At 33.8% G+C, this 13,092-nt stretch carries 12 protein-coding genes; 10 read left to right on the plus strand and 2 right to left on the minus strand.

Features of this window, described 5'->3' with window-relative positions; all coding sequences use genetic code 11:
* Positions 1-3: 3 nt before the first annotated feature.
* The 9 genes from nuoH to BLR17_RS01475 all read left to right on the plus strand — a co-directional run bounded on the left by nuoH (position 4) and on the right by BLR17_RS01475 (position 9,194).
* On the plus strand, positions 4-1,056 hold the full coding sequence (gene nuoH / locus BLR17_RS01435) for an NADH-quinone oxidoreductase subunit NuoH (RefSeq protein ID WP_066328332.1): 1,053 nt from the start codon (positions 4-6) through the stop codon (positions 1,054-1,056).
* A gap of 91 nt (positions 1,057-1,147) precedes the next feature.
* A complete protein-coding gene (locus BLR17_RS01440; RefSeq protein ID WP_066328331.1) occupies positions 1,148-1,693 on the plus strand; it encodes a NuoI/complex I 23 kDa subunit family protein in 546 nt (181 codons plus the stop codon).
* A 1-nt stretch (position 1,694) separates the two neighbouring features.
* Complete coding sequence (locus tag BLR17_RS01445; protein WP_066328523.1) at positions 1,695-2,234, plus strand: NADH-quinone oxidoreductase subunit J family protein; 540 nt, start codon at positions 1,695-1,697, stop codon at positions 2,232-2,234.
* Position 2,235: 1 nt separating this feature from the next.
* Positions 2,236-2,556 (plus strand): NADH-quinone oxidoreductase subunit NuoK, encoded by a 321-nt coding sequence (nuoK, locus tag BLR17_RS01450; RefSeq protein ID WP_026712543.1) that lies wholly within the window; start codon positions 2,236-2,238, stop codon positions 2,554-2,556.
* Between the two features lie 6 nt (positions 2,557-2,562).
* Entirely contained in the window at positions 2,563-4,446 is a 1,884-nt protein-coding gene (gene nuoL, locus BLR17_RS01455) for an NADH-quinone oxidoreductase subunit L (protein ID WP_066328330.1), read from the plus strand.
* A gap of 9 nt (positions 4,447-4,455) precedes the next feature.
* A complete protein-coding gene (locus BLR17_RS01460) occupies positions 4,456-5,898 on the plus strand; it encodes a complex I subunit 4 family protein (protein ID WP_066328329.1) in 1,443 nt (480 codons plus the stop codon).
* 52 nt (positions 5,899-5,950) lie between these two features.
* Positions 5,951-7,321, plus strand: a complete 1,371-nt coding sequence (locus BLR17_RS01465; RefSeq protein ID WP_066328328.1) for an NADH-quinone oxidoreductase subunit N — start codon at positions 5,951-5,953, stop codon at positions 7,319-7,321.
* A 156-nt stretch (positions 7,322-7,477) separates the two neighbouring features.
* Positions 7,478-8,194, plus strand: a complete 717-nt coding sequence (locus BLR17_RS01470; protein WP_066328327.1) for a DsbA family oxidoreductase — start codon at positions 7,478-7,480, stop codon at positions 8,192-8,194.
* Positions 8,195-8,204: 10 nt separating this feature from the next.
* On the plus strand, positions 8,205-9,194 hold the full coding sequence (locus BLR17_RS01475; RefSeq protein WP_066328326.1) for a Gfo/Idh/MocA family protein: 990 nt from the start codon (positions 8,205-8,207) through the stop codon (positions 9,192-9,194).
* Between the two features lie 142 nt (positions 9,195-9,336).
* On the opposite strand, the gene BLR17_RS01480 is transcribed toward BLR17_RS01475, so the two are convergent.
* Positions 9,337-9,681 (minus strand): hypothetical protein, encoded by a 345-nt coding sequence (locus BLR17_RS01480; RefSeq protein WP_139068366.1) that lies wholly within the window; start codon positions 9,679-9,681, stop codon positions 9,337-9,339.
* A gap of 214 nt (positions 9,682-9,895) precedes the next feature.
* Here BLR17_RS01480 and BLR17_RS01485 point away from each other — a divergent pair, with 214 nt between their 5' ends.
* Entirely contained in the window at positions 9,896-10,765 is an 870-nt protein-coding gene (locus tag BLR17_RS01485) for an AraC family transcriptional regulator (RefSeq protein ID WP_066328324.1), read from the plus strand.
* Between the two features lie 56 nt (positions 10,766-10,821).
* On the opposite strand, the gene BLR17_RS01490 is transcribed toward BLR17_RS01485, so the two are convergent.
* Positions 10,822-13,056, minus strand: a complete 2,235-nt coding sequence (locus tag BLR17_RS01490) for a glycoside hydrolase family 3 C-terminal domain-containing protein (protein ID WP_066328323.1) — start codon at positions 13,054-13,056, stop codon at positions 10,822-10,824.
* Positions 13,057-13,092 lie beyond the last annotated feature (36 nt).

The raw sequence follows: 13,092 nt of genomic DNA on the forward strand, positions 1-13,092 counted from the left end.
AAAATGGACAGTACAATTATTATAGAAAAAAGTGTTATCATTCTGGCTGTCTTTGCCATTACAATGGTTATGGCAATGTATTCAACACTTGCAGAAAGAAAAATTGCAGCTTGGTTACAAGACCGTATCGGACCTAACAGAGCTGGAAAAGGTGGTATTTTACAACCTTTGGCAGATGGTATGAAATTATTTGCAAAAGAGGAATTCGAACCCAATACACCGAATAAATTCTTATTCTATGTTGGGCCGGCTATTGCTATGAGTACCGCATTAATGACTAGTGCTGTTATTCCATGGGGTGATCGTCTTCACTTATTTGGCAGAGATATTATTTTACAGGCTTCGGATATTGATAATGCCATGTTGTACATTTTTGCAATCCTTTCTATTGGTGTTTATGGCATCATGATTGGAGGATGGGCGTCGAACAATAAATTCTCTTTGATGGGTGCAGTTCGTGCTGGTTCTCAAATGGTTTCTTATGAAGTTGCTATGGGTTTATCCATCATTGCTTTATTAATGATGACCGGTTCATTAAGTTTGAGAGAAATCAGTTTGCAACAGGAAGGTTTACACTGGAATGTATTTTACCAACCACTTTCTTTCTTAATCTTTTTGATTTGTTCTTTTGCTGAAACTAACAGAACTCCTTTTGACTTAGCGGAATGTGAAAGTGAATTGATTGGAGGTTATCATACGGAATATTCTTCGATGAAAATGGGATTCTATCTATTTGCTGAATATGCAAGTATGTTTATATCATCAACCATTTTAGCTGTTTTATTCTTTGGAGGGTACAATTATCCGGGAATGAGTTGGGCAGTTGAAAACTGGGGAGTAAATATTGCTAATGTAATTGGAATTGGAGTTTTATTTGCAAAAATCTGTTTCTTCATTTTCTTTTATATGTGGGTACGATGGACAATTCCTAGATTTAGATACGATCAATTGATGCATTTGGGATGGAGAATATTAATTCCGCTATCTATTTTGAATATCATGATTACGGGAATTGTAATTTTAAGACACGAATTACTAGCATTCTTAGGATTTTAATTAAGAAGAGAGAAGCGTAAGCGAAATAAAAGATACAGCTAAAAGCGGGTCCCGATAGCTATCGGGAAGCTTCAAATAAAAATAAAAAAAGATGTCAATAGAAACCATATCCTTATCAGGAAGAAAAATGCAAGTCTCTAACAAAGAGATGACTTTTTTTGAGCGTTTATATCTTGTTGCGATTGTAAAAGGATTAATTATTACACTAAAACACTTGTTTTCGAGAAAAGTTACCATTCAGTATCCGGAACAGGTACGAACACGAAGTACTGTTTATCGTGGACAACACATGTTGAAGCGTGACGAACAAGGGAGAGAAAACTGTACTGCCTGCGGCTTATGTGCTTTGTCTTGTCCTGCAGAAGCCATTACAATGAAGGCTGCTGAGCGCAAACCAAATGAAAAGCATTTGTATCGCGAGGAGAAATATGCCGAAATATATGAAATCAATATGTTGCGTTGTATTTTTTGCGGATTATGCGAAGAGGCCTGTCCAAAAGACGCTATTTACTTGACAACATCCAAAGTATTAGTTCCTTCAAGCTATGAAAGAGAAGATTTTATCTTTGGAAAAGATCGATTAGTGATGCCGTTAGAGATGGCTATCAAGAACACTCAACTTAAAAATGCTAACTAGAATGATACACATCCCTGATTTTGCGCACGCATCTACTATACAAATTGTTTTTTGTGTTCTGGCGTTTATCACAGTTATTACTGCTTTCTTAGCTATTTTCAGTAGAAATCCTATTCATAGTGCTTTATATTTAGTGATTTGTTTTTTCACTATTGCAGGTCATTATTTACTATTAAACGCTCAGTTTTTGGCTATAGTTCATATTATAGTTTACTCCGGAGCGATTATGATTTTGTTCCTCTTCACACTGATGTTGATGAATCTTAATAAACAAAATGAAGTACACAAACCACGTATCACACGATTGGGGGCTATTGTTTCTTTTTGTTTAATCTGTATTGTTTTGATTTTGGTATTTATCAATTCAAAACCAATCGAAGGAGAATACATTGCTACAGGAGAGGATTACCAATCTATAAAAGTTTTGGGACATGTATTATTGAATGAATATATGGTTCCTTTCGAATTTGCTTCCATCCTATTGTTAGTAGCGATGATTGGAGTTGTACTATTGTCTAAAAAAGAAAAAACGGAGAAATAAAATGACTAATATTTTAAATGAAATAGGCATTGAGAATTATATCTTCCTTTCTGTAATACTTTTTTGTATTGGAGTATTTGGAGTATTATACAGACGAAATGCTATCATCGTATTTATGTCGATAGAAATTATGCTGAATGCGGTAAATCTATTGTTTGTAGCTTTTTCAACCTATCATCAGGATGCACAGGGACAGGTTTTTGTATTTTTCTCTATGGCAGTAGCTGCTGCTGAAGTTGCAGTAGGTCTGGCTATTTTGGTATCGATTTTCAGAAATTTAGGTTCGATTGATATTAATAATTTAAAAAACTTAAAAGGATAAACGATAATGAATACGAATTTAGCTTTACTCTTATTATTAGCTCCTCTTTTAGGATTTTTATTTAATATTTTCTTTGGAAAAAAGATAAGCAAAACAGCTTCAGGCATAGTGGGTACACTTACTGTAGTTTTATCATTTGCACTTACGCTTTGTTTCTTTTCGAAAATCAATATTGACCAACAACCTATAAAAATTCAATTATTCGATTGGATTCAAATCAGTAATTTCCGAGTAGATTTTGGTTTCCTTTTAGACCAGTTATCTATTTTATGGCTGCTTTTTGTAACAGGAATTGGTTCTTTAATTCACCTCTACTCTATCAGCTATATGCATGATGATGAAAATATGCACAAGTTCTTTGCCTATCTGAATTTGTTTATCTTTTTCATGATTACTTTAGTTATTGGAAGTAACTTATTAGTATTATTCATCGGATGGGAAGGCGTTGGACTATGTTCTTACCTGCTTATCGGATTTTGGCATAAAAATCAGGAATACAATGATGCTGCTAAAAAAGCCTTCATCATGAACAGAATTGGGGATTTAGGATTATTAATTGGTATCTTCATCATCGGTTCGTTATTTTCAACTTTAGATTATACTACTTTAAAAACAGCTATCGCTTCGTCTGCTAATTTAGACTTAGCAATGATTTCACTTGCTGCTTTTGCCTTGTTTATTGGAGCTTGTGGTAAATCGGCTCAAATTCCATTATACACCTGGTTACCTGATGCGATGGCAGGACCAACACCGGTTTCGGCATTGATTCACGCTGCAACGATGGTAACTGCAGGTATTTTCATGATTACGAGATTGAATTATGTATTTGATTTAGCTCCTGAAGTTCAAAATATCATTGCCATTATTGGAGCAGTAACTTCATTAGTCGCTGCAACTATTGCTTTGGTACAAACTGACATCAAAAAAGTATTGGCATATTCTACCGTTTCTCAATTAGGATTAATGTTCCTGGCTTTAGGATTTGGGGCTTACGAAATTGCCGTTTTCCACGTAATCACACACGCTTTCTTTAAAGCTTGTTTGTTCTTAGGTTCAGGATCAGTAATTCACGCTTTGCACGGAGAACAAGACATGCGCAGAATGGGTGGACTAAAAAAAGTAATGGGAATCACTTTTATTACTTTCCTGCTTTCTACATTAGCCATTTCAGGAATTCCTCCTTTTTCAGGATTCTTCTCGAAAGACGAAATCTTAATGACGGCTTTTGAACATAATCAGGCACTTTGGGTTATTGCTTCTTTAGCTTCGTTAATGACTGCTTTTTATATGTTCCGTTTGTTATACCTGACTTTCTTCAACGAATTCAGAGGAACGGAACACCAAAAAAGTCATTTACACGAAAGCCCTGCATTGATTACTTTCCCACTTATTGTATTGGCTATTTTAGCAACAATTGGAGGTTTGATTAGTTTACCAACAAACAGCTGGTTAAACAGTTATTTAGCTCCTTTATTTTCGAAAGAAGCGCACGAAGCACATCATTTCGGAACAACTGAATACAGCTTAATGGCTGTAGCGGTTCTTGGCGGATTAATCGGAATCATAATTGCCTTTGTTAAATATATCAAACAAACACAAGTTCCGGCTGAAGATGCAGAAATTACAGGTCTTGCTAAAGTACTTTACAACAAATATTACGTGGACGAAATCTATGATGCTATTTTTGTAAAATCAATAAATGCTTTGTCAAGATTCTTTAGAGACTATGTGGAAACTACATTATCATCTTTAGTTTTTGGATTAGGAAAAGTAACCAACGAAATAAGTTATCAAGGAAAGAAATTACAAACAGGAAGTATTGGATTTTACTTATTTGTTTTTGTTTTAGGACTTTGCAGTATAGTAACTTATTTATTTTTAGCTCAATAATTTTATATCATGAATGTATCAGTACTATTAATTATACTTCTTGTTGGCGCATTTGCTACTTACTTTGCCGGTGATAAACTGGCTTCAAAAGTGGCATTATTATTCAGCTTAGTTGCTTTTGGATTATCTATTGCATTGTTGAACAGTTATAATGCTGGCGAAAATATTAGTTTCTTTAAATATTGGATTAACAAACCGGCTATTGCCTATTCGCTAACAGCAGATGGGTTATCCTTAATCATGCTTTTGCTAACAACAGCACTAACTCCTTTAATTATTTATTCTTCTTTTGAAAATGAATATAAAAATGCTAAGTCTTTTTATGCATTAATCTTGTTTATGTCATTTGCTATGACAGGAACTTTCTTAGCATCTGATGGCCTTTTGTATTATATTTTCTGGGAATTATCATTAATCCCTATTTACTTTATTGCTTTAATTTGGGGAAATGGAGATGTAGAAGAACGCAAAAAAGCAGTAGTTAAATTCTTTATTTACACACTTGCCGGTTCTTTGTTCATGCTAATTGCTTTTGTGTATTTGTACCAAAAAGCGGGTAGCTTCTTAATTGCTGATTTATACAACGTAAAATTAAGCAGAGTGGAACAATTCTGGATTTTCTGGGCATTCTTTTTAGCTTATGCTATCAAAATCCCAATCATTCCTTTCCACACCTGGCAGGCAAAAGTATATCAAAAAGCACCTACTGTAGGAACTATGCTTTTATCCGGTATTATGCTTAAAATGGGATTATATAGTGTGTTGCGTTGGCAAATTCCAGTAACTCCAATCGCTTCAAAAACCTATTTACCGATATTAATTGGTTTTGGAATTGCCGGAGTAATCTATGGTTCTATTGTAGCCTTAAGACAAAAAGATTTGAAAAAATTACTAGCCTATTCTTCATTGGCTCACGTTGGTTTAATTGCAGCAGGATGTTATACTTTAAATATTGATGGATTAAGAGGTGCTGTACTGCAAATGCTGGCTCATGGTTTTGTAGTAGTAGGTCTGTTCTTTGCCGCTGAAATTATTTTTAGAAGATACGAAACCAGAACAATTGCCGACATGGGAGGTATTCGTTCACAAGCACCAAAATTCGCTTCATTATTTATGATATTGGTTTTAGCTTCTGTAGCCTTACCTACAACATTCAATTTTATTGGAGAGTTTACTGTTTTATACAGTCTTTCGCAAATTAATATCTGGTTTGCATTATTAGGAGGAACTACCATTATTTTAGGTGCTTATTATATGTTGAAAATGTACCAACAAGTAATGCTCGGCGAAACTAATGCAAGAGTTTTTGCTGATGTAAGTTTTCACGAAACTTTAGTTTTAGTAATTATAATAGCTGTAATTTTCATTTTTGGTTTGTATCCAAGACCAATCAACAATTTAATTACTCCTGCTTTAGATCAGATACTAAGAACATTGTTTAGAATTCAATAATAAAGACCGACTATTTAATATCAGGTTGTAATCCTGAATCACAATAAAAAATATGAATACATTAATAGCTATTATAGGATTAGGTGTTTTATGCCTTTTGTTTGAAATTTTTGATGCCAGAAAAGCAATCGTTCCAATAGTGATAATTGGATTACTCGCTATTCTGGGATTAGATATTTCAGAAATTAACGATACTCCTATCGCTTACTACAACAATATGATTGTGGTGGGGAAATATTCATCGGCCTTTTCTGCGTTATTTATCATTCTTACTATATTTTTAGTAAGCTTAGGTCAAAAATTCTATGAAAACCGTCCCTCTAAATTTTCTGATTTTATTGCCATAAAAATCTTCTTATTAGCCGGAGCTGTGGCAATGGTATCTTTTGGAAACCTGGCTATGTTCTTTTTAGGAATTGAAGTACTATCAATTGCGCTTTATGTATTGGCATCCAGCAATCGCTTAAGTGTCAAAAGCAACGAGGCTGGTTTAAAATATTTCTTAATGGGATCTTTCGCTTCTGGTATTATTCTTTTTGGTATCTGTTTGATTTATGGAGCTATGGGAAGTTTTGACATTACTGAAATTAGCGAATTATCACACTCTGCCGAATTACCTATTTGGTTCCCTATTGGAATTGTATTAATTTTTATTGGAATGCTTTTCAAAATTGCAGCAGTACCTTTCCATTTTTGGGCTCCGGACGTTTACGAAGGTTCACCGGCTCTAACTACTGCTTTGATGAGTACATTGGCTAAAGTAGTAGCCATTGCTACATTATATAAATTAGTAAAAACTATGAATGCTGATATTTCTCCTGCTTTTCAATTAGTAATAGTTATTGTATCTATTGCTTCTATGACTGTTGGAAACATAATGGCGTTACGTCAAATAAATGTGAAACGTATGCTTGCTTTTTCAGGAATATCTCATGCAGGTTTTATGTTAATGACTTTACTAAGTTCTGAAAAATCCTCAGGAACTTTATTGTACTATACATCAGCCTATGCATTAGCTGGTATCGCAGCATTTACTGTTATTTTATATGTTTGTAAAACAAGAGAGAATGAAGATGTTACTAATTTTCATGGTTTAGGAAAAAACAATCCGTTGATGGCTGCTGTTTTAACAGCTTCATTATTATCAATGGCAGGAATTCCAATTTTCGGAGGTTTCTTCGCTAAGTTGTTCTTATTCACACAAACAATTCAGGCTGGGTTCATCGCTTTGGTTATTGTTGCTGTTATCAATTCAATCATAAGTGTAGGCTATTATTTCAAACTAATTTTAGCCATGTACACTAAAGAACCAAATGAAGCTGCAATTCCAACTTCAAAAATCTATTATGCAGTAGCAGTCATTTCGATAATCTTAAATATTGCATTAGGTTTCTTCCCTTCTGTTGTTTTGGATTTGTTGTAAAAATATCACAAACTATATATAAACCATCAAGATTAGTTTTGATGGTTTTTTCTTTTTAAAGAATATTCCTTTCCTAATAAAAACATAAAAATCAAACACTTCCAAAATCTTTTAACTAAATTTGTATATACAAATAAACTCTGTTGTTACTAAAAAATGGAAAATAAACTTAAAATACAAATCTGGTCAGACATTATGTGTCCGTTTTGTTATATTGGAAAAAGAAGATTAGAAAATGCAATTACACTATTTGGTCATCAGGATACTATTGAAATCGAATGGAAAAGTTTTCAATTAGACCCTTATTTTGTAGCCAGTAAGGATGATAATTTAGTCGATCATCTCGCAGAAAAATACCAAAAAGATAAAGATTGGGCTATCGAAATGTTAGAAAACATGACTCAAAATGCTGCTAATTCGGGATTAGAATTTCATTTTGAAAAAGCTATTATGGCCAATTCATTTAATGCTCATCGTTTGCTGCATTTAGCAAAACAACATCATTTAGGTTCTGAATTAAAAGAATTATTGTTTAAAGCTTATTTGACGGATGGTAAAGATATAAATGACATAGAAACGCTAAAACAATTAGGAATCCAGGTTGGTCTTAATAACTATGAAATTGATCAAGTTTTAAACTCCAATTCTTACTCTAGAGAAGTTGCAGAAGACATACAAATGGCACAAAAAATCGGAATTCAGGGAGTACCCTTTTTTGTCTTCGATAATAAATATGCTGTATCAGGAGCACAACATGTGGAAACCTTTGTGAAAACACTCGAAAAAGTCTGGGAAGAAGGAAATTTCCAATCAAAAATTACTATCTTGAATTCTGAAAATACCGACGCTTGCGGTATTGATGGTTGTAATTAAATAAATAAAAATGAGTGATAGTAAACCAATAAAAAATATCAGATGGGGAATCATCGGTTGCGGAGATGTAACCGAAAAGAAAAGTGGCCCTGCCTACCAAAAAACAGAAGGTTTTGAGATTGTTGCCGTAATGCGCAGAGATGCTGAAAAAGCAGCAGATTATGCAAAAAGACACGGGATTCAAAAACATTATTCCGATGCAGATGCACTAATCAATGATCCGGAAGTAGATGCAGTTTATATTGCCACTCCACCTGATTCGCATAAACTATACGGTTTAAAAGTAGCCGAAGCTGGAAAAATTTGTTGTATAGAAAAACCTTTGGCTCCAAGCTATGAGGAAAGCAAAGCTATTTATAAAGCATTTGAAGCAAAAAACATTCCCCTTTTCACTGCATATTACCGTCGTTCGCTACCCAGATTTAAGCAAATTAAAAAATGGTTAGACGCCAATAGCATTGGGCAAATCCGACATATTAACTGGCATTTAAGCAAACCTGCCTCTGCTCAGGATTTATCTGGATTATACAACTGGCGCACCGATGCTAATGTTGCCAAAGGAGGTTATTTTGATGATTTAGCCAGTCATGGATTGGATTTATTCAACTTTTTACTTGGCGAAATTAAAGAAGTTTCAGGAATTGGTTTGAACCAACAAAACCTATATTCAGCAAAAGACGCTTTAGTTGCCTGTTGGCTACATGAAAACGGCATTACAGGAACAGGAAGTTGGAATTTTGGCTGTGCCACCAGAGAAGACAAAGTTATCATTTATGGAAGCCAGGGGACTATTGAATTTTCAATTTTCGATGAAACTCCTGTTATTCTTTCAAATGAAAACGGAATTGTTCCGCTAATGATTGAACATCCTGAGAACGTTCAATTGCATCATGTTGAAAACATGAAAGAACAATTATTAGGCAATGGAATACATCCTTCCAATGGTAAAACCGCCACACACACCAGCTGGGTTATGGATAAAATAATGGGAACAATATAAAAACAAAAAAGTCCCTAACCACAGGGACTTTCTTTTTTAACTACACAAACTAATTAATTACTAACAAATAGCAAATTCTAACCATAATTACAGTATCATAATTCGTGCCAAAAATTTATTTTTCATTTTTTTTATTAAAATTCTACAATGCTTTTTTCACTTCTTCTGAAAATGGAACAGACATTATAGTCGCCGAATCGTCCAAAACCAAAATTTCATACTTCTCAACCTTTGTTTTAGATTCTTCTACCAAATAGTAAACTCCTTCTCTAAAGTTATTTAAATCATAACTCCTCACTAATTTACCGTCTGCCATCACATTCTCGGTATGAATCAACTTTTCATCAGCATCATAAATACTTACTTTAACTTGGTCTTTATCTTCTAAACCAAATGAAATCATTTTTTCTTGTCGAAATTTATTATGTAATGAAAAATTAACTGCAACCGCATAGACATTCATAGCCAACAAAACTATTCCTACCACTAAACTAATTTTAAAAATCTTTTTCATAGTACTATGTTTTTAGATTCATAATCATTTAACGATGTAAAGGTATGGCAAGCTATTGTTCGAAAAAGACAGTAGTTTTTCCAATTGATATGTTATTTTACCTTCTACTAAAACGTTATCGCTAAATATGGTTAATATTACATATTTTTTAGTTAACTTAGTATAGCCTAAGCAAATTCAAAATAAAATGAAATCTAACATACCAACACTTAAAATAATAGAACCTTCCTTTGGAAGTTCATTCACTTTAACCAAATACGACATTAATTACAACTCGCATTTTTGGCATTACCATCCGGAAATCGAATTGATATTTGTAAATGGAGGAGCTGGAAAACGCCAGGTAGGCAGTCATATTTCCTATTACAATAATGGCGACCTGACTTTAATAGGCAGTAATTTACCTCATTGTGGTTTTACAGATGAATTAACAGGAAATAAAAACGAAATTGTTATCCAAATGAAACCGGAATTTCTGGGAGAAAACTTTTTTGACATTCCTGAAATGCGAAACATTAAAAACTTATTTAATCAAGCCAAATCAGGAATTACTTTTGGAGGGAAAACAAAAAGAAAAATTGGAAAGAAAATTGGAAAAATGGAAGAGCAGTCACCATTTGAAAGGTTACTTAGCATTATAGAAATCTTAAACGAACTTGAATTAGCCACAGAAGACGCTACAGTTTTAAATGCTGAAGGTTTTAGGATGGAAATGCATGTTCAGGACAATGAAAGAATCAACTTAATCTTTAACTATGTAAAAGATAATTTTAAAGAACCTATCCGTTTAGATGATATTGCCGGAAAAGTAAGTATGACCGTACCTTCTTTTTGCCGTTATTTCAAAAAAATAACCCATAAAACCTTTACTAAATTCGTTAACGATTACCGATTAGTTCACGCCTGTAAATTATTAGCCGAAAAACCCATCAGTATCACCGAAATTGCTTTTGAAAGCGGCTTTAACAACTTCAGTCATTTCAATAAAACATTTAAAGAATTTACCGGAAAAAACGCTTCAGACTACCGACATGAATTAAAATCGTTTTTAGAGTAAATAAAAAAGTGTTGTAAATCATTTGAAATACAGCACTTTTTCATTCAATATACATCTTACTTTATAATTACATCAATTTCTTTTTTAATATCTCTGGAAGAATTTCCTAATTTCAATTTATATTTTCCTGGCTCAACAGTCCATTTTTTATTAGCAACATCATAATAAGCTAATTCTTTAACAGGAACTTTTATAATTACTTTTTGAGTTGCTCCCGCTTTTACTAAAATTTTAGTGAATCCTTTTAATTCCTGCGCAGCACGATCAATTTTAGAATCTGTTTTTGAAGAGTACAATTGCACCACTTCTTTCCCATCTACTTTTCCTGTATTTTTCAAATCAACAGCTATGGTAATTACTTCATCATTGTTATAGATTTCTTTATCAGAAAAAGCTTTTCCAAAAGTAAAATTAGTATACGACAATCCATAACCAAAAGGATACATCGGGCTAATCTTTTTTGTATCAAACCAGCGGTAGCCCACTAAAATTCCTTCAGCATAATTAACGGTTTTGTCTCCCGGAAAACTATTTGTAGCATGAGCCGGAGAATCCATCAATTTTTTAGGCATTGTCCAAGGAAGTTTTCCTGATGGATTAACCTTCCCTAATAAAACATCAGCCAAAGCATTTCCACCTTCAGAACCATTAAACCAACTCCAAACCAAAGCATTTGTTTTTTTACTGATTTCTTCCATTTCAAAAGGAGCACCTGCAATCATAACAACAATAGTCTTGGGATTTATTGCCAATACTTTTTTAATTAATTCTTCCTGACCAAAAGGGAGTTTCAAATCTTTACGATCAGAAGCTTCTGTTTCATAATCACGGTTAGAACCCGCAAAAATAATTGCCGCACCAGAATTCTTTACAGCTTCTAAAGCTTCCTGCAATTTAGCATCATCAAGCTGATCAATAGTTACAGGTCCTTTTGAAGTTATATTCCCTAAATTCCCTTTGTTTTTCTTTTCGTATCGCTCTAAATAACCTTCTGCATAATTGATTTTGATGGATGCTGGTAATCTGTTTTTCAAACCTTCTAAAGGCGTAATTTCTCTTTTAGTTTTTACACCGGCTCCAAACCCGCCTAAAGCGTTTTTCTTAGTTGCATTATTTCCAATAACAGCAATTGATTTTATACCATCTAATTTTAGAGGCAATGCATTATTATTATTTTTCAACAACACTACCGCTTCCGATGCAATTTCATAAGCATCCTGATAATGGCTTTCGGTAGCGAGACTTCCTTTAACACGGTCTTTACCATCCATAGCTTTTACCTGAAACAAAACATGCAAAATTCGTTTTACATGCTTGTCTATTTCTTTTTCAGAAACCTCACCAGCCTTTACCGCAGCAATCAATTTATCAGCTAAGAAATATTCGTTAAAAGGTTTTTTACTTCCCATTTCAATGTCCAAACCATTTTGCAATGATTTCACCGTTGAATGCACTGCAGCCCAATCCGAAACCACAACTCCTTTAAACCCCCATTCATCACGTAAGATTGTATTGAGCATATAATCATTCTCACATAAATATTCTCCTCTAAATTTATTATAAGCCCCCATCACACTATAGACATTTCCCTCTTTAATTGTTGCTTCAAAAGTTGGTAAATAAATTTCGCGTAGTGTCCGTTCATCTATTTGTACATCAACAAAATCACGGTTTGTTTCCTGATTATTAGCCGCAAAATGTTTCACACAGGCCATAACATCATTATCCTGTAAACTAACTACTAAGGGAACCGCCATTTTTTTGTTCAAGAAAGGATCTTCAGTCATGTATTCATAAGTTCTTCCTCCAAGTGGTGTTCGAACAATATTAATTGCAGGCGAAAGCAGCATATCTTTATCTCGGGCTCGTAATTCCTGTCCAACACTATTCCCGAAAAGAGAAGCCATTCGAGTATTCCAGGTCGCAGCTAATGCACCACTAGCAGGATAATAGGTTGCAAAATCATTATCTAATCCTGCTGGCTTCCAACTATCTCGTGAAATTTCTTCCCGAACGCCCAATGGTCCATCTGCCATTTTTAACTCCGGAATTCCCAAACGTGGTACGCCGCCATTAGCAAACATACTATTACCATGCAGCATTCCTATTTTTTCCTCAAGGGTCATTTTTGAAATTAATTCCTCAATATTTGTATCAAATTCAGAGCCTAAAGGTTTTTCTATAGGTCTTGCATTTAATAATCGCATATTACTAACCGTTTGGGAATTCGCATTGAGTCCCGTAAACAGTAAGATTGAAAAAACAGATAATCTGATTATTTTATTTTTCATGGTTGGTTTTCTTGATAGTTGATTTTTAGAACTAAT

The sequence above is a fragment of the Flavobacterium glycines genome (genome assembly GCF_900100165.1).
Classification (GTDB): Bacteria; Bacteroidota; Bacteroidia; order Flavobacteriales; family Flavobacteriaceae; genus Flavobacterium; species Flavobacterium glycines.